The organism is Variovorax sp. HW608, from assembly GCF_900090195.1.
In the GTDB taxonomy this organism is placed as follows: domain Bacteria; phylum Pseudomonadota; class Gammaproteobacteria; order Burkholderiales; family Burkholderiaceae_C; genus Variovorax.
In genome coordinates this window covers 5,890,427-5,908,909 of record NZ_LT607803.1, presented here as the reverse complement: position 1 = coordinate 5,908,909, position 18,483 = coordinate 5,890,427, and the positions used below count along the sequence as shown (strand labels likewise).

At 66.3% G+C, this 18,483-nt stretch carries 20 protein-coding genes; 8 read left to right on the top strand and 12 right to left on the bottom strand.

Annotated features, from left to right (window positions below; genetic code table 11):
* Window position 1: 1 nt before the first annotated feature.
* Together VAR608DRAFT_RS27955 and VAR608DRAFT_RS27945 are read left to right on the top strand one after the other, a co-directional pair.
* Window positions 2-364 (top strand): MgtC/SapB family protein, encoded by a 363-nt coding sequence (locus VAR608DRAFT_RS27955; RefSeq protein ID WP_088957036.1) that lies wholly within the window; start codon window positions 2-4, stop codon window positions 362-364.
* 773 nt (window positions 365-1,137) lie between these two features.
* The gene (locus tag VAR608DRAFT_RS27945; RefSeq protein ID WP_088957034.1) at window positions 1,138-1,806 is read left to right on the top strand and encodes a YceH family protein; all 669 of its coding nucleotides are present in this window, start codon (window positions 1,138-1,140) and stop codon (window positions 1,804-1,806) included.
* Here the strand turns inward: VAR608DRAFT_RS27945 and VAR608DRAFT_RS27940 are convergent.
* The gene (locus VAR608DRAFT_RS27940; protein ID WP_088957033.1) at window positions 1,803-2,750 is read right to left on the bottom strand and encodes an adenylate/guanylate cyclase domain-containing protein; all 948 of its coding nucleotides are present in this window, start codon (window positions 2,748-2,750) and stop codon (window positions 1,803-1,805) included. The genes VAR608DRAFT_RS27945 and VAR608DRAFT_RS27940 overlap by 4 nt on opposite strands.
* Window positions 2,751-2,944: 194 nt before the next feature.
* On the opposite strand from VAR608DRAFT_RS27940, the gene VAR608DRAFT_RS27935 reads away from it, so the two are divergent.
* Complete coding sequence (locus VAR608DRAFT_RS27935) at window positions 2,945-3,382, top strand: hypothetical protein (protein ID WP_231972985.1); 438 nt, start codon at window positions 2,945-2,947, stop codon at window positions 3,380-3,382.
* 57 nt (window positions 3,383-3,439) lie between these two features.
* Here VAR608DRAFT_RS27935 and VAR608DRAFT_RS27930 read toward each other — a convergent pair whose 3' ends face one another.
* Genes VAR608DRAFT_RS27930 through VAR608DRAFT_RS27915 form a run of 4 tightly spaced genes read right to left on the bottom strand, consistent with a single transcriptional unit; the run spans window position 3,440 to window position 6,308 of the window.
* Window positions 3,440-4,369 (bottom strand): LD-carboxypeptidase, encoded by a 930-nt coding sequence (locus VAR608DRAFT_RS27930; RefSeq protein WP_088957031.1) that lies wholly within the window; start codon window positions 4,367-4,369, stop codon window positions 3,440-3,442.
* Window positions 4,366-5,442 (bottom strand): tRNA adenosine(34) deaminase TadA, encoded by a 1,077-nt coding sequence (tadA, locus tag VAR608DRAFT_RS27925; protein ID WP_088957030.1) that lies wholly within the window; start codon window positions 5,440-5,442, stop codon window positions 4,366-4,368. The genes VAR608DRAFT_RS27930 and tadA overlap by 4 nt, the downstream gene beginning before the upstream one ends.
* Window positions 5,432-5,659, bottom strand: coding sequence for a hypothetical protein (locus VAR608DRAFT_RS27920; protein WP_088957029.1), 228 nt, complete (start codon window positions 5,657-5,659; stop codon window positions 5,432-5,434). The genes tadA and VAR608DRAFT_RS27920 overlap by 11 nt, the downstream gene beginning before the upstream one ends.
* A 1-nt stretch (window position 5,660) precedes the next feature.
* A complete protein-coding gene (locus VAR608DRAFT_RS27915; RefSeq protein ID WP_088957028.1) occupies window positions 5,661-6,308 on the bottom strand; it encodes an FMN-binding negative transcriptional regulator in 648 nt (215 codons plus the stop codon).
* Window positions 6,309-6,387: 79 nt separating this feature from the next.
* On the opposite strand from VAR608DRAFT_RS27915, the gene VAR608DRAFT_RS27910 reads away from it, so the two are divergent.
* Both VAR608DRAFT_RS27910 and VAR608DRAFT_RS27905 read left to right on the top strand, forming a co-directional pair.
* A complete protein-coding gene (locus VAR608DRAFT_RS27910) occupies window positions 6,388-8,643 on the top strand; it encodes a glycoside hydrolase family 3 N-terminal domain-containing protein (protein ID WP_088957027.1) in 2,256 nt (751 codons plus the stop codon).
* An 8-nt stretch (window positions 8,644-8,651) separates the two neighbouring features.
* Entirely contained in the window at window positions 8,652-9,737 is a 1,086-nt protein-coding gene (locus VAR608DRAFT_RS27905) for a DUF72 domain-containing protein (protein ID WP_231972984.1), read from the top strand.
* On the opposite strand, the gene VAR608DRAFT_RS27900 is transcribed toward VAR608DRAFT_RS27905, so the two are convergent.
* The 5 genes from VAR608DRAFT_RS27900 to VAR608DRAFT_RS27880 form a co-directional block, all read right to left on the bottom strand.
* Complete coding sequence (locus tag VAR608DRAFT_RS27900; RefSeq protein WP_088957026.1) at window positions 9,706-10,476, bottom strand: class II aldolase/adducin family protein; 771 nt, start codon at window positions 10,474-10,476, stop codon at window positions 9,706-9,708. The two genes, VAR608DRAFT_RS27905 and VAR608DRAFT_RS27900, sit on opposite strands and share 32 nt — an antisense overlap.
* Before the next feature lie 143 nt (window positions 10,477-10,619).
* On the bottom strand, window positions 10,620-12,239 hold the full coding sequence (locus VAR608DRAFT_RS27895; RefSeq protein WP_088957025.1) for an acyl-CoA carboxylase subunit beta: 1,620 nt from the start codon (window positions 12,237-12,239) through the stop codon (window positions 10,620-10,622).
* 117 nt (window positions 12,240-12,356) lie between these two features.
* A complete protein-coding gene (locus VAR608DRAFT_RS27890) occupies window positions 12,357-13,694 on the bottom strand; it encodes a M20 metallopeptidase family protein (protein ID WP_088957024.1) in 1,338 nt (445 codons plus the stop codon).
* 178 nt (window positions 13,695-13,872) lie between these two features.
* The gene (locus VAR608DRAFT_RS27885; protein WP_088957023.1) at window positions 13,873-14,439 is read right to left on the bottom strand and encodes a DUF2889 domain-containing protein; all 567 of its coding nucleotides are present in this window, start codon (window positions 14,437-14,439) and stop codon (window positions 13,873-13,875) included.
* 70 nt (window positions 14,440-14,509) lie between these two features.
* The gene (locus VAR608DRAFT_RS27880; RefSeq protein ID WP_197700422.1) at window positions 14,510-14,986 is read right to left on the bottom strand and encodes a GNAT family N-acetyltransferase; all 477 of its coding nucleotides are present in this window, start codon (window positions 14,984-14,986) and stop codon (window positions 14,510-14,512) included.
* Window positions 14,987-15,195: 209 nt separating this feature from the next.
* Here VAR608DRAFT_RS27880 and VAR608DRAFT_RS27875 point away from each other — a divergent pair, with 209 nt between their 5' ends.
* Entirely contained in the window at window positions 15,196-15,798 is a 603-nt protein-coding gene (locus VAR608DRAFT_RS27875) for a cupin domain-containing protein (RefSeq protein ID WP_157731129.1), read from the top strand.
* A gap of 32 nt (window positions 15,799-15,830) precedes the next feature.
* Window positions 15,831-16,142, top strand: coding sequence for a helix-turn-helix domain-containing protein (locus tag VAR608DRAFT_RS38600; protein ID WP_088957021.1), 312 nt, complete (start codon window positions 15,831-15,833; stop codon window positions 16,140-16,142).
* Window positions 16,143-16,450: 308 nt separating this feature from the next.
* Here the strand turns inward: VAR608DRAFT_RS38600 and VAR608DRAFT_RS38130 are convergent, their stop codons facing one another.
* Both VAR608DRAFT_RS38130 and VAR608DRAFT_RS27860 read right to left on the bottom strand, forming a co-directional pair.
* Entirely contained in the window at window positions 16,451-17,074 is a 624-nt protein-coding gene (locus VAR608DRAFT_RS38130; RefSeq protein WP_231973569.1) for an IS630 family transposase, read from the bottom strand.
* Window positions 16,992-17,516, bottom strand: a complete 525-nt coding sequence (locus VAR608DRAFT_RS27860) for a winged helix-turn-helix domain-containing protein (protein ID WP_088953016.1) — start codon at window positions 17,514-17,516, stop codon at window positions 16,992-16,994. The genes VAR608DRAFT_RS38130 and VAR608DRAFT_RS27860 overlap by 83 nt, the downstream gene beginning before the upstream one ends.
* Before the next feature lie 29 nt (window positions 17,517-17,545).
* On the opposite strand from VAR608DRAFT_RS27860, the gene VAR608DRAFT_RS27855 reads away from it, so the two are divergent.
* On the top strand, window positions 17,546-18,481 hold the full coding sequence (locus tag VAR608DRAFT_RS27855; RefSeq protein WP_088957020.1) for a monodechloroaminopyrrolnitrin synthase PrnB family protein: 936 nt from the start codon (window positions 17,546-17,548) through the stop codon (window positions 18,479-18,481).
* The last annotated feature ends 2 nt before the right edge of the window (window positions 18,482-18,483 follow it).

Here is an 18,483-nt window from a genome sequence, read left to right as displayed (position 1 = left end):
GGTGCATGACGCGAGTGGGGCGGATCCGACGCGCGTCATCGGCGCCGTGCTCACGGGCATCGGCTTCCTGGGCGCGGGCATCATTGTCAAGAGCGGGTTCAATGTACGAGGGCTGACCACCGCCGCCTCGATCTGGGGCTCGTCGGCCATCGGCATCCTGGTCGGCATCGGCTTCTATGTGCCCGCGCTCGGCCTCACGGCCCTGTTCGTGGCGACCACCGCGCTCATTCCGGTGATCGAGCATCGCCTGCCCGCACACTCCGCCATCGCGACCACGCTGCGCTTCCGGCGGGGCCACAGGCCGGAGCCCGAGTCGGATCCATCGCTTCCTGGTGGAGCGGGGCTTCAGCATTCCGTCCGATAGCCTGTCCATCGTGTACGACGGGGAGTCCTTCGAACTACATTGCCTGGTCTTCGCCAGCTCCGTGGCACACACCCGCGTGATGAGCCAGATCGTCAGCGACTTGACGGAACTGCCGGAGGTGGAGCGCTTCAACGTCGCGCCTTCCAGTCGCGCCTGAAAGCACAGTCAAGACTGTGCCTCGCGCAGTACCGGCGCCGTGTGGAATGCGCCCACGAGCGGCGACAGCTCCCGCGCGCGCGACACAAGTAAGAGATGCCCGTCGTCGACCACGGGCACGATCGGATCGTCCCGAACCCATCATCACCAGCGTGTCCTGGCGCAGCGTGTGTAGCCAGGAGATGCCGGTCCAGCCCGCAGTCGCCAGGAGTTGATAGAGGTATCCGCGTCCGCGGCGGGCGGATGTGCCGCGAATGGCGTGCCAGCAGGTGCGCGTCGCGGCGGTAGTCGCCGCCGTAGATCTCGCCGCCCTCGGTGCGCACCGCGCCAACCCTGAAGGCCCGGGGAGGTCAAACGATTCAAGAATCGACCAGGAGTTCGCGAGGCACCTTCGTTTTCTCAAACTCGAATGTGACAAAGGGTAGCCCGCAGCACGTCTCCAGCGTGGGTCGCGTCACGCTGAAGTCACACAGTCTGGCGTAATCTTCCCTCGACGCAAGGGGGCCCCATGGATGTCGACATCTATCGAAGCATCACCGACGCGCGAAAGTTAGTGGCCGTGCCGGCCGGTCATACAATGTATATTATGTCAAATGAAACAAACGGAGACTGATCCGATGTCCAGCCTTCGTGCCCTTTCGCTCCTGGAGACCCGTGTCCTCGGCGTGCTTGCCGAGAAACAGCGCACCGTGCCGGACAGCTATCCGCTGACGCTCAACTCGCTGGTGGCCGGCTGCAACCAGAAGACCAGCCGCAGTCCGATTCTCGAGATCACCGACGCCGAGGCGCAGGCGGCCATCGACAGCCTCAAGGCTTTGAGCCTGGTCAGTGAAACCAGCGGCGGGCGCGTCTACCGGTACGCGCACAACATCGATGGCGTGCTGAGGATTCCCTCGCAGTCGATCGTCCTGCTCACCGTGCTGATGCTGCGCGGACCGCAGACGGCGGGCGAACTCCGGATCGCATCCGACCGCATGCACAACTTCGCCGACATCTCGTCCGTCGAGGCGTTCCTCGATGAACTGGCCGAGCGGACGGCAGGCAGCCTCGTGGTGAAACTGCCGCGCCTGCCCGGAGCGCGCGAGAACCGGTGGACGCATCTGCTCGGCGGACCGCCGGCGGAGGATGCGCCCGCCTCCGCTGCGACCGCGGGCAGCGACGAAGTGTCGTTGGGTGAAGTCGCCGCGCTGAAGGCCAACGTCGCCCGGCTGGAGGCTGAGCTCGCAGGCCTGAAGACCCTTGTCGGCCGGATCTGCTCGGAACTGGGGATCGGCGAGGCTTCTTAACGAAGGTCGCGACGAGCCAGCAGCACATTGCCGCCCGTCGTGTTGAAAGAGATGGTCGGTGCGCTGAAGTCGCTGAGCGGCGCCCCGAGCCCGATCTCGCCGCTGCCATGGAGCACGCATTCATCACGCCGCAGCGCAATCTCGCCGCTCGCGCCCGCGGTGCCGTGGAAACGGACCCAGGTGCCATACGTGCTGACATCCACCAGGATGCAGCTGCCATGCCGCGATTCGATGCGCGCGTGCAGGCGCGAAACGCGCGGATCGTTGACGACGAATTGCGCTTCGTCGACCCGCCCCAGATGAATCGGCAGATCTTCCACACGGAACAGCGTGCGCACATCGAGCCAGGCCAGCTCGATCTGCCCGAACGACGAATCCGGCCCGCGCGCGGACGGCACCAGCGAAGCCGGCATCGTCAGGAACTCCGACACCTCGTCCTGCCAGTCGATGCGATGGACGACCGGCATTTCGTTCTTGCCGCGAATGTTGATCGGCCCGAGGCTGCGGTGACGCACTTCGCCTTCGTGCAACTGCTCGATCACCGACTCCGTGGCCCAGATCTGGCCTGGGCCCGCGAGGTCGCTGAGCCGGGATGCGAGGTTGACGGCATCGCCGTAGCAGTCACCGTCGACTTCGACGACCTCCCCGCTCGCAACGCCGATCTGCAACTCCATGCGCAGCGGTGTTGGCCAGGTTTGCAGCCGTTTCTGGTGGTTCCGCTGCAGTTCGAGCACCGCGCGCGTGGCGGTGATGCCATTGGCAAAAATCGCGAAAACGCCATCACCCAGCGACTTCACGACACGGCCGCCATGGGACTCGCAGACGCCACCGATCCATTGCGTCAGCCGCGTCACCGTCTCGGTGGCGCGCGCATTCCCCATGGCCTCGAAGACCCTGGTGCTTCCTGTCAGATCAGCGAAAACGACAGTCGAATTGACGCCCATGTTGTGCAGTTTTTGGTAGCCCTCGCCTGTGGATTATGGCAAAGCAGCATGGAAACACGGCTTCGATGGATGAAATCGCTCGACTTGCGCCTGGACCCTGTTGCTTTTTCAATTAGTCACAGCCGCAATGAACACTTTCGTGTTTGCAAGTAACACTTAGGTTTAAGTTCTTAGGCCAGCACTTGAACTGAAGCGTGAAGTATGTTGTTTTTAAACATGAAATGATGTTTCGATACTTGTGCGGCTTCGAGGCCGGGCTTAACGTAGCACCCAACAAGGCTTCCGGCGCCCCGCCTCCACCCATGTCGCTCAGCAGGTTCTTCCGCTTTCTGTCTCTTCCCGGCCTCGGCGCCCGCCGTTCCGTGGATCGCCAGATGGGCCAGATCCGCACGGCCATGCTGTCGCTGTTGCAGGTTCATGGCGGCCATTCGGTCCAGCGGGTTGCGCAGCGCGTTCGTTTCGCCGGTGACCTGGAGGCGCTCTGGTATCTCCGCCAGGACGTGCTGACCGCGCTCAGCGCGGTCGATGGCGAAGTCGCTGCACGGCGCCAGATGACCCAGATCAACCGCCTCTTCAAGGGCGGCCTGCCGAACACGATGGGGCCGCGGACCCATCAACGCATCACGAGCTGATCCACATCCCGCAGAAACGCGAGAGGCCAGCGGCCTCTTTTTTTTGCCCGCACGCGTTCAGCGCGCGTGCCGATGTCCCCAGACCATGAAGATGTCGCGACCATCGGCCGCAAGCTCCACCTTGGCGCCGACGGGCAGCAGCACTTTCGTGGGCACGTGGCCGAACGGCAGGCCGGTCAGCACGGGCGGCTTGATCAGTTCGCGCAGCCGCGCGGTCACGGTCTTCATGCCGAAGCCGCGGTCGTGCGGCGCCTTGCGGATGCCGGTGAACGACCCGAGGATGACCGCCTTCTGCTTGGCCAGCACGCCCGCGTGACGCAGCTGGTCGAGCATGCGCTCGACGCGGTAGGGATGTTCGTTGACGTCCTCGAGGAACAGCACGCCCTTCTCGATCGGCGGGAAGTAGGGCGTTCCGAGCAGGCTGGTCAGCACGCACAGATTACCGCCCCACAGCACCGCCCCATGGATGCCGCGAAGCGGGGCCAGCCCGTGGGCGTCGCGCGCGGGCATGCGCCAGCCGGTGCCCTCCCCTTGTCCGCTCAGCAGATCGTCGAAGCAGGCTTCCATGATGTCGTCCGCGCCGTCTTCGGCGCCGAAGTCCTCGCCCACGGCGGGGCCGGCCCACGTGACGCTGCCGGTCTTGGCAAGCAGCGCGTTCTGGAAGGCGGTGAAGTCACTCAGGCCGACGAACTCGGTGCCGTCATGGATCGCCTTGGCAACCGCCTTGTACGGGATGGCGTCGAGGATGCGCGTGAGCCCGTAGCCGCCGCGCGAAATGAGCGCCACGTCGGCCCCGCTGGCCGCGGCGCGCGAGATGGCGGCGACGCGCGCGGCATCGTCGCCTGCGAATCGCTGATGGGTGGAGAGTGCAGCTTCATCGATCTCGACCTCGTGGCCGAGTGCCCGGAGCCGTTTGATGCCACGCTTGAAGGCCGCCTTGTCGCGCACTGCGCTCGACGGCGAATAGATGTAGATGTGCTTTTTCACGGCGCGAAGTATCCCATTGCATCCGCGAGGAGCCGCTCCGCCTGCGCCGCGTCGGGGCCGGACACGCGCTTGGGCGCGCGGCCCAGCGCGCGCAGCGCCGCTTCGTGGCCCCGATCGGGGAAAGGCGCCCGCCAGGCGTCGCCGATGTTCTCGCCGGCGTCCGGTGCAAGCATCATGTGCAGGAAGCGCGTCGGCGCGGCCGACGCGAGCAGTGACGCCAGCCCAGCGCCGCCCGCGCTGTGGACCAGCACCATGGGCCCGGGATCGACCCGCTCGATCCATTCGAGCAGCACGTCGCGATGCCATTCCAGCCGATGCACCGCCTCGCGCTTGGGCTTGTCGCTCATGCCGAAGCCGATGAGGTCCGGCGCCAGGACGCGCGCAATGTGGAGGCGCGCGACATGGCGGAAGAAGTAGCTCCACTCGCCGGGCCCGTGGATGCAGAGCAGTACCGCCCCGCCATCCCTCGGCCCTTCGTCGAGGTAGTGCATCCGCCATCCCCGAAGGGCCGGCAGATCGCTCACGTAATGCCCATCGAAGGCGTAGTCGGCAAGCGGGGCGAAGCGCTCCGGCGGCGTACGCAGCGCGTCGTCGCGTAGCGGTTCGGCGGCCTCGCGTGCCTCGTTGCGGCGATCCTGGAAGAAGGCCTGCAAGAGCGCCTGGCACTCCGGCGCGAGCACGCCGCCCTGCACCGACGTGTGGTGGTTGAGTTGCGGCGCACCGAAGAGATCGACCACCGACCCGGCCGCCCCGGTCTTGGGATCGGCCGCGCCGAAGACGACGCGCTTCAGCCGCGCGTGAAGCATCGCGCCGGCGCACATCGGACAAGGCTCCAGCGTGACGAAGAGTTCGCAACCGTCGAGACGGTAGTTGCGAAGCGCCGCGCCCGCGGCACGCAGCGCATTGACTTCCGCATGCGCACTCGGATCATGCCCAGCCACCGGCGAATTGCATCCCACCGCGACCAGCGCCCCGTCCTTCACGACCACGGCGCCGATCGGCACCTCGCCGGCATCGCCCGCACGGCGGGCTTCGGCCAGCGCAAGCTGCATCCAGTGCGCGTCAGTTGTCATCCGGCATCGGACGCCGCTGCTGTGCGGCGTCGAGCGATTGCTTGATCTGCTCCTGAAGCTGCCGGCTCTGCATGCCGACATCGCCGGCCGGCGCTCCCGCAGGCGCCGATGCGCCGGTCGGCAACGCCGGTGTCGCTGCCACGCCCAGTTGCTTCCTGGCCAGCACGCCGACGACGAGCAGCGCCAGCGCGAGTCCGATCAGTCCGACGATGCGCATCTCAGTCTTCTCCGATCCTTGCCGGGTCGGCGACCTGCAGGCCGAGACGTTCCATCCACACGGCCAGTGCGCGTTCGTCGGGTGAACCCTCGCTGTAGCGCGCATGCATCGCGGCGTGCGATTCCTTGCGGTGCTGGTTCAGCTTGAGCTTGCACTGGAGCGCGGTCACGCGCAGCTCGAAGCCCACGATGCCAGCCAGCATCTTGTGCTGGAACTCCTCGCCGAGGTCCCGCCACTGCTGCGCATAGGCGGGTTCGTGCTGGCCGATGAGGCGCTTCAGGAGCGCATCCTTCTCGTTTGGCGTTTCGATCAACCGGGCCTCCACGGTGCAATGCACCGCGAGGTAGTTCCAGGTCGGCACGCGGGCGAGATCGGGATAGACCGACGGCGACATGTAGGCATGCGGTCCGAGAAAGGCCGCCACCGCCTTCGGTCGCGCCTGCAGGTAGCGCCAATGCGGATTGGGCCTGGCGCAATGGCCCCACAGCGACCAGCCGCCCTCCCCTCGATCCTCCAGCATCAGCGGCAGGTGGGTGATGAAAGGCAGGCCCTCGTCATCGGTGGAGACGAGGCTGGCAAAGGGATGCGTGCGCATCAGCTCCATCGCGACCTCGCGGTCGGTGGCGTTGAACTGGGGAGGCATGTACATGGGGCGGGCCCTGGCTCAGGAATCCCGATTGTCCCCGACCGCGCCGGGGTCCCCGGCGCCTTCCGCGAAAATGCGCCTGATGACGGTTTGGAGATCTCCCCTCGCGGCGCTGGCCGTGGTCCTCGCCGCCGGTTGTTCCACCGGCGCAAGGCAGCAGACGATGGCGGACGCGCGCATCGAATCACTCATCGGCCGCATGACGGTGGAAGAAAAGGTCGGCCAGCTCAGCCTCTACGCGCCGGCCGGCGTGGACATCGTCGCGAATCCGCAGGCCGCGAAGCAGAGCCTGGAGCAGCAGCTCGCCGACATCCGCGCCGGGCGCGTGACCGGGCTCTTCAACAACGAGGGCCTCGAAGGCAAGCGCCGCGCGCAGCAGGTGGCGGTGAACGAATCGCGCCTCCACATCCCGCTGATCTTCGGCGCGGACATCATCCACGGCTTCCGCACCGTGTTCCCGGTGCCGCTGGCCGAAGCGGCGAGCTGGGAGCCCGATCTTGCGCAGCGCACCGCGCGCGCGGCCGCGGAGGAAGCCACCGCCGACGGCTTCCGCTGGACCTTCGCCCCGATGGTCGACGTCGCGCGCGATGCCCGCTGGGGCCGCGGCGTCGAGGGCGCAGGCGAGGACGTCTATCTCAGCCGCCAATTCGCCGCCAAGCGCGTGAGCGGCTTCCAGGGCAGCGATCTCTCGCGCCCCGACACGATGCTGGCGACCCCCAAGCACTTCGCGGGCTATGGCGCGGCCGAAGGCGGGCTCGACTACAACACGGTCGATCTGTCGGAGCGGACCCTGCGCGAGGTCTACCTGCCGCCCTTCCACGCGGCGATCGATGCCGGTGCGCTGTCGATCATGAGCGCCTTCAACGAGATCGGCGGCATCCCGTCGAATGCAAACCCGGCGCTGCTCACCGGCGTGCTGCGCAAGGAATGGGGCTTCGACGGTTTCGTCGTCTCGGACTACACCGCCGACGAAGAGCTGGTCGCCCACGGATTCGCCGCCGACGGGCGCGAAGCGGCACGCCGCGCCTTCCTGGCCGGCACCGATGTCAGCATGCAAAGCGGGCTCTACATGAAGTACTTGCCGCAGCTGGTCGCGTCCGGCGAGGTGCCGATGTCGCGGCTCGACGACGCGGTGCGGCGCGTCTTGCGGGTGAAGACGCGGCTCGGCTTGTTCGACCATCCGTTCCAGGGCCTCGAAGCCGCGCCTGAGCGCGCACGCTTCGACGTGGCTGCGCACGAGGCGCTGGCGCGCGACGCGGCGGTGCGGTCGATCGTGCTGCTCAAGAACGACAAGGACCTGCTGCCCCTGCCCCGCTCGGGCAAGAAGATCGCGCTGATCGGTCCGTTCGCGGGTACCTCCGACCTTTTCGGGCCGTGGCGCATCTTTCCGGATCAGGCGCCGCCGGTCGGCATCGAGGAAGCGCTGCGCACGCGGCTCGAATCGCCCGATCTGCTGACCGTGGTGCGCGGCGCCGACGTCGATGCGGCGATCCCCGGTGGCATTGCCGCGGCAGTCGAGGCGGCGCAGGCCGCCGACGTGGTGGTGCTGTCGATCGGCGAGAACGAGCAGATGTCCGGTGAATCGCGTTCGCGCTCCGACATCGAGATCCCGAAGGCGCAGCAGGACCTGGCCGACGCGGTGGTCGCGACCGGCAAGCCGGTGGTCGTGCTGCTGCGCAACGGACGCGCGCTGGCGCTGCGCGGCGGGGTGCGACGCGCCGACGCGATCCTGGTGACCTGGTTTCTCGGATCGCAGACCGGCCAGGCGATCGCCGACGTGCTGTATGGCGATGTGAACCCCTCCGGCCGCCTGCCGGTGAGCTTTCCGCAGATGCCGGGGCAGGTGCCCTACTACTACAGCCACAAGCGCACCGGCCGGCCGCAGCTCGCCGAAGCACCCACGCAGATGTACAAGGCGCGCTACCTCGATGCGACCAACGACGCGCTCTATCCCTTCGGCTATGGCCTCGGCTATGCGCGCATCCGCTATGACGCGCTCGATCTTCCGTCGAGCCGCATGCCGTGGGACGGCCCGCTCCACGTGCGCGCGCGCATCACCAACAGCGGCGCGCGCGACGCGGAGGAAGTGGTGCAGCTCTACATCGGGGCGCGTTCGGCGAGCGTGACGCGGCCGGTGCGCGAGCTCAAGGGCTTTCGCAAGGTGCGCGTGCAGCCGGGACGATCGGCCGACGTGGACTTCACCCTCACGCGCGCCGACCTGATGTTCATCGGCCAGGAACTGAAGCCCACGGTCGAGCCCGGCGCGTTCGATCTGTGGATCGGCCCTTCGGCGACGCAGGGCCTGAAGACGAGCTTCGTGCTCGCGGCCCCGGACTGAGCATCGGCGTGCAGAACTCGCTGTTCGACGACGACTTCGAGGACGTGGACGAACCCGCGCCGGCGCCCGCTGCCGCGCCGGCGCCCCGGAAGCACACTGCTGCACGCGCACCCAAGGTGCGGCCCATGCCGCCCGATCCGGCGCTTGCGGCACTCGCGAGCGAGCTGCCGCCGAACCTCCGGCTCGGCACCTCGTCGTGGTACTTCCCGGGTTGGTCCGGCATGGTCTGGGACGGCGACTACGAGCAGTCGGTGCTGTCGAAGCACGGCCTGGCAGCCTACGCGCAGCATCCGCTGCTGCGCGCGGTAAGCATCGACCGCAGCTTCTACAAGCCGCTGACCGCGATCCAGTTCGCGGCCTATGCGGCGCAGGTGCCCGAGGACTTCCGCTTCACCGTGAAGGCGCCCAGCCTCGTCGCGGACGCCATGGTGCGCGGCGAGGACGGGCGCGGCATGCAGGCCAATCCGGCTTTCCTCGATCCCGCACTCGCCGCTACGGAATTCGTGCAGCCGGCGCTGGACGGGCTCGGCCACAAGCTGGGTGCGCTGGTGTTCCAGCTCAGTCCCCTTCCCGGCACGATGCTGGCGCGCATGCCCGAGGTGATGGAACGGCTCGGCACGATGCTGCGATCGCTGCCCGCGCTGCAGCCGGTCGCGCCCGACGGCGTGATCGCGGTGGAGGTGCGCAACCCCGAATTCCTCACGCCCGCCTTCTGCGACGTGCTGCGCGGCGCAGGCGCGACCTATTGCATGGGCCTGCATCCGAAGCTGCCGCCGATCGAGGCGCAACTTCCGCTCCTGCGTGCGCTCTGGCCCGGGCCGCTGGTGTGCCGGTGGAATCTCAACCGGCTCCACGGCGCCTATGGCTACGAGGACGCCAAGGAACTCTATGAGCCCTTCGACAAGCTGGTCGATATCGACGCCGACACCCGCGCCACCCTCGCGCGCGTGATCGCCGGCGCCACCGGCGCGGGCCAGCGCGCCTACGTGACCATCAGCAACAAGGCCGAGGGCTCGGCGCCACGGACGGTGCTGGGGCTGGCCGAGGAGATTGCAGCACGAATCAATCCACCAGATCCGGATCGCTCGCGATGATCTCGTCCCACAGGGTCTGGAACGACAGCCAGCCGAAGGTCGGCGAACCGAGCACCGACGCGAGCCAGCGTGCGTCTTCCTCGTTCCATCGCGTCGGCTTGCCGGCCGCTTCGGCCAGGAGCTGCGCCTCGCAGCATCGGTTCATCAGCACGAACCACCATGCGGCCTCGTCGATGCTCTGGCCCGTCGTGAAGATGCCGTGGCCGCCATGGATCGCTACCTTGCGGTCACCGAAACCGGCCGCGAAGCGCTTTGCCGCCTCGGCATCGCGCACCACGCGCGGCTCGAGGATCAGCGCCTGGTTCTCGAAGAAGATGCAGGCATCCTGCGTGATCGGGTCCAGCAGCCTTTCGAAGGACGACCAGGTCGAGGCATGCAGCGCATGCGCATGGCAGACCGCGTTCACCTCCGGGCGCGCGCGGTGGACCGCGGTGTGCAGCAGCAGCCCGACCGGGTTGACCATGCCGCTGCCGCGAACCACCTTGCCCTCGGGATTGACCTGTACCAGGTGCGACACCTTCACCTGATGCATGGCGACCCCGACCGGATTGACCCAGAAGTGGTCGGGCAACTCGGGGTCGCGCACCGTCACATGGCCCAGCAGGCCCTCGGAGAAACCCCGCCGCCCGAAGATCCTGCAGGCGGCGGCGAGGCGCTGCAGCGAATGGGTCCGCTCGGCTTCCTTGGTTTCGAAGCGCGGCGGGGTCCGTGTCACGAAGTTCTGAACGCCGATCTGCACGCGTGCTCTCCTGGAGTTCGTGGACGGCGTAGTGAATCACGACGGCGCGGCTTCGGCAACAGCCTCGATCTCGGCGGCCACTCGGCCGGCAGCCACCTGTTCGCCGGCGCCACGTGCCTCGTGCACATGGCATCGGCTTTCGCTCAGGGACGGGCGACCGAGAACTGCATGCGCTGCGGCTCACGCAGTTCCGCGTCGCGGCAGATCGAAAGCACCGTAGACAGCACGGCGCGCGTGTCGCGCGGATCGATCACGCCGTCGTCCAGCACGCGCGCGCTGGTGGTGAACACGCTCATCTGGCTGTCGAAGCGATCGATGATGCGGCGCTTCAGTTCGTCGAGCTTGGCCCGATCGACCTCCCCTTTGCGCTTCATCGCGGCTTCGGTGACCATGACCATGGTCTGCGCCGCCTGCTCGCCGCCCATCACCGCTGTCTTCGCGTTCGGCCACGAGAAGCAGAAGCGCGGATGGAAGCCGCGACCGCACATGCCGTAGTTGCCGGCGCCGAAGGATGCGCCGCAGTAGATCGTGATCTGCGGCACCGTGGCGTTGGTCACGGCCTGGATCATCTTGGCGCCGTGCTTGATCATCCCGCCCTCCTCGTGCTCCTTGCCGACCATGTAGCCGGTCGTGTTGTTGAGGTAGAGGATCGGCGTCTTCGCCTGGCAGCAGGCCTGGATGAAGTGCGTGGCCTTGTTCGCGCCGGGCGAGTCGATCGGGCCGTTGTTGGTGATCACGCCCAGCGGCAGGCCCTCGATCCTGATGTGGCCGACGACGGTGGCGCTGCCGTAGTTCTCGCCGAACTCCAGGAAGTCCGAGTCGTCGGCGATGCGCGCGATCACCTGCTTCATGTCGACCGGGCGCTTGGGGTCCATCGGCATGATGCCGAGAAGCTCTTCGGCGTCGTAGCGCGGCGGCTTGAAGCGGCGTGGCGGCTCCTGCGGGATGTCGCGGTTCCAGTCGATCGCCCGAAGAATGTCGCGCGCGATGCGTATCGCATCCCGGTCGTCCTCCGCCAGGTAGTCGCCAAGGCCCGAGATCGAGGTGTGCATCACCGCGCCGCCGAGCTCTTCCTCGGTCGCGATCTCGCCGGTCGCGGCCTTGAGCAGCGGCGGCCCGGCGAGGAAGGCCCGCGAACGGCCCCGCACCATCACGATGTAGTCCGATAGGCCCGTCTGGTAGGCCCCGCCCGCGGTCGAGGAACCGTGCGTGACGGTGATCACCGGCAACCCGGCCGCCGACATGCGCGCGAGATTGCGGAACAGCGTGCCGCCGGTGATGAACTCCTCGACCTTGTAGGTCATGAGATTGGCGCCCGCGCTTTCAACGAGTTGCACGTAGGGCAGCTTGTTCTCCAGTGCCAGTTCCTGGATGCGCAGCTGCTTCGGAATGCCCATGGGCTGCAGCGCGCCTGCATCGATGCCCGAATCCGAGGCATTGACCATCACGCGCACGCCGCAGACCCAACCGATGCCCGCGATCACGCCGCCGCCGGGCACGCTTTGCTCGAGATCGGGGTTGTCGAGGCCGAGACCCGCGAGCGCGGAGATCTCGAGGAACGGCGTGCCCGGATCGAGCAGCAGCGACAGGCGCTCGCGCGGCAGCAGCTGGCCCCGCTTCTCGAAGCGCTCGCGCGACCGGGCCGATGTCGCGACGCTGCGCTGCTCGTAGCCGCGCACGCGCTCGATCAGCGCCAGCATGCCTTCGCGATTGGCCTTGAAGGCCTCGCTGGCCGGGGAAACGGTCGATTCGATGGTTGCCATGCGCTCTGGACGTGTGTGTCCAACGAGCTTAGGCAGCGGATTGCGCGCGGTCTTGCGCGTAGTGGCTGCGGACGGCGGCGCGCAGCGTATGGAAACGAACGCGCCGCCGCTTTCGCGTCAGAGCTTCGACTCGCCGTTCGGACGCTCGTTCATGTAGGCCAGCGTGCTGGCGACCAGCGCACGCACGCCGAGGCGCAAGGCCTTCTCGTCGATCACGAACTCGGGCGAATGATTGGGCGCGCCCGGCTTGTCGGCGAAGGGCGATGCGCTCAGGTTCCAGTACACCACCGGCCGCTCCTTGCCGAAGGAGCCGAAGTCCTCCGAAGCCATGCGCGGTCCGACCTCGCGCGCCTTGGCATCGGCGGCGGCTTCCAGCGCCTTCACCACCACCTGGGTCGCGCCGGGATCGCTCACCAGCACCTCGTAGCCGGTGTCGATCTCGACCTTGGCCGTGAGACCGTACTGCTCGGCGATCTTCTCTGCCTTGAGCCGGATGTTCTCGTGCGCCACCTTCTGGTTCCTGGCCGACAGCGAACGCACGGTGCCGGCGATCTGGGCGGTGTCGGGCAGGATGTTCACGCGATTGCCGCTCTGCAGCACGCCAACGGTGACGACGGTCGGACCGTCCAGCGGGTCGATGCGGTGGCTCACGATGTTCTGCAGCGCCAGCACGATCTCGGCCGCGGCCACCGTGGGCTCTTTCGCGGTCCACGGGGAGGCGCCATGCCCGCCCTGGCCCGTGAGCGAGATCTTGAAGACATCGCCACTGGCATACATGCTGCCGCGCCGCCAGCCGATGCCCAGCGGTCCACCGGCATTGATGTGCTGCCCCATCACGACATCCACCTTCGGGTTGTCGAGCACCCCCGCCTTCACCATCGCCGGAGCGCCGCTCGGGACCGGGCCGGGCCCCTGCTCCTCGGCCGGCTGGAACAGAAAAACCACCGTGCCGGGCAAGTCGGCACGCATGTTCGACAGCACCTGCGCCGCGCCGAGCAGCATGGCGACGTGGGTGTCATGGCCGCAGACGTGCGCAACCGGCACCTCCTTGCCGAGCCATTCGCCCTTGGCGGTGGACTTGAAAGGCAGCTCGTTGCGCTCTTCCACCGGCAACGCGTCCATGTCGGCGCGCAGCGCCACGACGGGGCCAGGCCTGCCACCCCGCAGGACTGCCTTGATCCCGGTCTTGGCGATGCCGGTCTGAATCTCGATGCCTTGCATCCTGGACAGCGCGTCGGCGACATAGGCGGCGGTGCGTGTCTCCTGGAACGAAAGCTCGGGATTCTGGTGGATGTGGCGCCGCCAGACGATGACCTGGGACTCGGTCGCATCGGCCATCGACAGCGCGCGCGCCTGCAGCGCATCGGACGGGGTGCCGGCGCTGCCTTGCGCCAGGGCGTTGAGGCTCAGGATGGCGGCTGCGATCAGGGCCGGGAGGGAATGCTGTGGTTTCATGAAGTCCTCGGTTGAAGTCGGGTGGCAATGTGCCTTGCCGCCGCCAAGATAGACCGAGGGGTCCGAAATACAAACGACGAAGAACTGTCGCGTGCGATCGAAACTTCTGGAGAAAGCCGCGCAATGAACCCGCGACACCGGGGAATCTTCAGGCGGGTGGCCGACGACTGGTTGCAGGCTATTCGCCGGGCGCTTGCGCCTCTTCGCTCTTGGGCCGATACCAGCGCGGATAGAACTCGGCCACGCGCGGGCCATCGGTCGCGAGCGCGTGGCAGCCGTCGAGCTGGAAGGGCTTGTGCGTGTCCGACACCGCGAGCTTCGTTCCGGCGAGCGTCTGGAGCACGCCGGTGCCCATGGTCCGAAGCAGTTCCGACATGTGCGTACAGCCGCGGATACCGCCGAAGAGCCGCGCGGTCTGGCGGCTGAAGCCGGGGCCGACGCGCAGGCCGATCAGCTGCGCATAGTCGGGTGCGATGCCGCCGCAGGCATCGGGAAACGGCGCGGCATCGGTTGCGGCAACCGCGTCGACGATCAGCGCGGTCGAGTCGACGGTGACGCGCAGCCACATCGAATGGATCGCCTCGCCGCCGGGCCGCTCGCCGCCCGGGAAGACGAAATGCTGGTCGCGCACGTCGCGCAGCTGGCCTTCGATGTCCCAGAGGCCGTCGCGGCGCCGGTAGCCGCGGATCGTGATGGTGCGCCCGTGGACCGGGTCGCGCTCTGCAGTAGGTGGTGGCAATGACATGGCAGGCGTTCGATCATGCCCGAGGGCGCGTTGGCCCGCCCTGCCCGCGCCGCTTGCCCCTTCGCAGCGATCAGACGGAACCGATGCGGGCCCCGCGCGCCGGGCTCCACGCGAAGCGCTCCATCAGCGCGTCGCACCCCTCGTGGTCCCAGCCGAGCGCGGTGAAGAAGCCGAATGCAGCGCGGTTCTCCGGGTCGACGAAGGCGATCCACCGCTCGGCCGGCGGGTGCTCCGGCCACGCGAGAGCCGCCTCGACCGCCAGGCGCCCGAGGCCCTGGCCGCGGCGCGCCGGATCAACGGCGATGTCGGTGATGCCGTGCTCGACACCCGCGGAATCCCACACGCAGCCGAGCAGCGCCGCCGGGCGGCCGTCCGCGCCCCGGAGCACGAGTTCGACCCCTTCCGTCCGGGCCAGGACGTACTCGAGCCACTCCCCGTCGAGCGGTCCCAGCTCGCGGTCGAGCACCGGGTCCCGGAACCACTCCGAGATCCAGGCCCAGTCCTCGCGGATCATGCGCCGGACGGAGAGCGATGCACGAAGGGGCATGGCTACGATTCTGGCATGGCGGCCCTCCGTCCCGCCCGCATCCGCCACTCGGGGCGGGAGGCGTGCGTCCCACCCCGAACTCGAGCGCTTCCGGCCGAAACACGAACCTTCCGAAAGAATCGAGATCGATCGAACCTGGAGCACCAGTTGGCCGGCTGACCTCCGTGCCGCCGGCGGCCCGTTTCAAAAAAGGGGGAGGAGCCATGCAATTGAGTGAAGACCTGATCTCGGCGATCATCCGCCCCGTTCGCCTGGAAAGCGCTTTCGTCAGCTTGTGGCAAATCAACGGCAATTGGTCACTCGCCGGGCCACGCGAATCCTGCCCGCTGTTCCACTACGTCTCCGACGGAAAACTAACAATAAGCAATGGGCGCGAACAGCCAATCTTCCTGAACCAAGGCGATCTCGCCCTATTCCCTCACGGCAGCGCGCATCACATAAGTACTTCCGAAACGGAGATTTCGGTACCACTTGAAAGATTCATCCCCGCCCGGGAAAAGGGTCAGTTCATCAAAGTAGATGTGCCGGGCACCCGTCGTCCATCCGGCCTCTTGTGCGCGGGACTCTATTGCGAGAGCCATTCCGCAGCACCCATCTACAAGCTGCTCCCGGAATCGATCGTCATCAGGAAGCACCAGATAGAAGCCGAGCCGCTTCTGCAGGGCGCGCTCGAGGGCTTGCTGCGGGAGGTGGAGCACTTTCAGGAGGACAAGCGCTTCGTTCTGCATCGGGGGCTGGAGCTGATCTACGTTCTGGGCTTGCGCCTTGCGCTTGATGCCGTTCAGATCGGGGATCGGGGCACTTCGACCTGAACGACCACCGAATCGCAAACGCCCTGCTTTACATGCACATGAAGTTCCGGGAGCGTCCGAACGTCGCGAAGATGGCCGCCGCTGCGAGCATGTCAAGGTCCGCATTCAGCCTGGCGTTCCGCCAAGCCATGGGATGCCCCCCTGCCCAATATCTCGCGAAACTGAGGATCGCCGAAGCTGAAAAGCTTTTGAAAACAACTCGATTGACGAGAGACGAAATCGCTCATCGGGTCGGGTTTGAAAGTGCAGTGGGACTGTATCTTGCGCTTCGCTCTCACTCCCGATCCTCCCATCAATCAAAAGATCCTCTTAAGCAGTGCGCCCCGCGTCTCGCGCGCCGGTGACAAGGGCACCCTCCATTTGATTCTTAGACAACTTCTAGTGAATCCAAGACGCTAGTTAGTTGAGCACGATGGGGCGCGCCTATAGCCTCGGCACCAGAATTCTCTGGAGCAGGAGATGTCTGGCATCCGACAGTTCAATCCAAGTTCGTTCTACGGAACTACAGCCGTCCAAGCGCTTGACCCACTGGACTTCGACGAGTCGATCGCTTCCGTTCAAGAGGCCAATGCGCGAGGAGATCAGCGATACCTGTCGGGGTTGCTCACGAAGCTTTGCGGCGCGCTCGCCGATCTTGAGATTGACTCTGATACTAAGTTGCGTTCAAAGATATAGAAGTTATCCAATCGAAACCGGTCATCGATCGGGTTCTCTCGTGATCTGATTCGAGCGCCACCAGCCCTGTCGTGAGGGCGCGTTCGACGGCGTCGAGGTTGGCGAAGACATGGTTGGCAAAGCAGTCCTCGCGAATCGCCTCCCACAGATGCTCGGCCGGGTTGAGTTCGGGGCTGTACGGAGGCAGGTAGATCAGTCGCATGTGATCCGGGACCGCGAGTTGACCTGCCAGATGCCAGCCCGCCTGGTCCATGACCATCACGATGAATTCCTCGACATGGCGCTGGGCGACCTCGGCCAGGAATAGCGACATGGTCTCGGCGTTCACCCAGGGCAGCACGAGGCTGTCCATCACGCCGTCGTGTGGGCTGACGGCACTGAAGGCATAGATGTACTTGCGCTCCAGGCGAGCGCCGACGACAGGTCGAATGCGGTGTGGCGCCCAGCAGCGACGCGGCGTGCCCAGCAATCCGAATCGCCCCTCGTCCTGGAACATCAGCCGCACCGCGCGACCTTGTTCAGCCTGGCGCACGACCTCTTGGCGTACCTGGCGGCGGAGTTTTTTTAAAGGCGGCCTGTGCCGCGACGTCCGCCTTGGGATGCCGGGGCCGGGGCACGACCTTGCGCCAGCCGTGACGGTCGAGCAGCCGATAGATCGTCGAGGGCGCCACCGCCTTGCCGAGTTGCTTCTGGTAGGCCTGCTGGATCTCAGCTACCGTCAACATCCCGCCTGCCTGTGCGCGTTCGACGAAGGGTGCCAGCAACTCCTGCTCCTGTTCGGCGCTCAAATGCTGGTGGTGTCTGCCACCGCGGCCTCGAAGATCGAAGATGGCATCACCTTCCTTGGCCCATCGAGAGTGCATCACATGCACGGTGGTGGTTGACCAACCCAGCAACTGTGCAATCTGCGCGGCCGAGCTGCCCAGCGTGGCCCTGATCAGCACGCACTGGATGCGCTGGTACTGCGCATGGCTGTCGGCTTGCTTGAGCCGTTCTGCCAAGCGCATCACGGTCGCCTTATCCCCAACGATCAGACTCTTCATCCACGACTCCTTGAAGTACGTGGACAGACATGATATCTAATCTATTGAACGCAAATTGGTATGAGGCTGTGGCGCTGGCTGCAATGAGAGACGTCGGCTTGGTGCTCGGATCGCTGAAGAGGCACGGCGTCGAACCTTTAACAGTCGTGCCGCAGATCGAGCCCCTGCTGCTGCAACTCGGCGGACTCTGCGAAATGGTACCCCGGGACACCGTGCTCCATTACACGTCATGGAATCCGGACGGGCCTCGCCGCCGCGCGTACACCTGCGATCCTCAGGAAAGATTGCTGCAGGCCTCCATCGTGAAGGTGTTCCCCAGCCTGAGCGCATCGCTCTGCGTCAGCGCCAGCCTGCGCGAAATGAGTCCAAGGGATGCGCGCTGTGCCCCGCTTGTCGACAGTCTGCACAGCATGGCCACGAGCATGGTGGAGTCCATTGACGGCGTGGTGCAGAACGTTTCCCCAGCCTTCTTCGCCCAAACACTGCGGCCCTATTTCGAGGACGTCAAGATCGGCGGGCGGGCCTACCTCGGCCCGGCGGCCGCACAGGTCCCGCTTTGGTTGATGGACCTCTGCGTCTGGGCGTCAGACCGGTCCAGCGAAAACTACCGGCGATTCTTGGATGAATCCGTTCCTTACTGCCTGCCACCATGGCGCATCTACTACGAGCAGTTCGGGGCAGCCCAGTCACTTGTTTCGCGGCTTGGACAGTACATGGCCGACCCGGAGATGGCTCAAGACTGCAACCTTCTTGGCACCGCCAGCAGCATTGCCAGACTCTTGAAGACCCTCAAGGCTTTTCGGGGTCGCCATCTGGGGATCGCCCGCAAGGCCTATGCGCCCGAGATCCGGCGGTATGAACAAGGAAGCGGCGGAGCCCCAGTCAGTTTGCTCAAGGAAATCATCGACCTGACGATTCAGAGCGAGCACAGCGTCCTGGGCGAGCACCGGGCGTCGATCCACTGACG

What these genes read in the sequence shown, in the direction of transcription:
- VAR608DRAFT_RS27945 (WP_088957034.1), top strand. Translation starts at nt 1,138, where the DNA reads ATGTCCAGCCTTCGTGCCCTTTCGCTCCTGGAGACCCGTGTCCTCGGC.
- VAR608DRAFT_RS27940 (WP_088957033.1), bottom strand. Translation starts at nt 2,750, where the DNA reads ATGGGCGTCAATTCGACTGTCGTTTTCGCTGATCTGACAGGAAGCACC.
- tadA (WP_088957030.1), bottom strand. Translation starts at nt 5,442, where the DNA reads ATGACAACTGACGCGCACTGGATGCAGCTTGCGCTGGCCGAAGCCCGC.
- VAR608DRAFT_RS27920 (WP_088957029.1), bottom strand. Translation starts at nt 5,659, where the DNA reads ATGCGCATCGTCGGACTGATCGGACTCGCGCTGGCGCTGCTCGTCGTC.
- VAR608DRAFT_RS27915 (WP_088957028.1), bottom strand. Translation starts at nt 6,308, where the DNA reads ATGTACATGCCTCCCCAGTTCAACGCCACCGACCGCGAGGTCGCGATG.
- VAR608DRAFT_RS27910 (WP_088957027.1), top strand. Translation starts at nt 6,388, where the DNA reads ATGACGGTTTGGAGATCTCCCCTCGCGGCGCTGGCCGTGGTCCTCGCC.
- VAR608DRAFT_RS27895 (WP_088957025.1), bottom strand. Translation starts at nt 12,239, where the DNA reads ATGGCAACCATCGAATCGACCGTTTCCCCGGCCAGCGAGGCCTTCAAG.
- VAR608DRAFT_RS27890 (WP_088957024.1), bottom strand. Translation starts at nt 13,694, where the DNA reads ATGAAACCACAGCATTCCCTCCCGGCCCTGATCGCAGCCGCCATCCTG.
- VAR608DRAFT_RS27885 (WP_088957023.1), bottom strand. Translation starts at nt 14,439, where the DNA reads ATGTCATTGCCACCACCTACTGCAGAGCGCGACCCGGTCCACGGGCGC.
- VAR608DRAFT_RS27880 (WP_197700422.1), bottom strand. Translation starts at nt 14,986, where the DNA reads ATGCCCCTTCGTGCATCGCTCTCCGTCCGGCGCATGATCCGCGAGGAC.
- VAR608DRAFT_RS38600 (WP_088957021.1), top strand. Translation starts at nt 15,831, where the DNA reads ATGCACATGAAGTTCCGGGAGCGTCCGAACGTCGCGAAGATGGCCGCC.
- VAR608DRAFT_RS27860 (WP_088953016.1), bottom strand. Translation starts at nt 17,516, where the DNA reads ATGAAGAGTCTGATCGTTGGGGATAAGGCGACCGTGATGCGCTTGGCA.
- VAR608DRAFT_RS27855 (WP_088957020.1), top strand. Translation starts at nt 17,546, where the DNA reads ATGATATCTAATCTATTGAACGCAAATTGGTATGAGGCTGTGGCGCTG.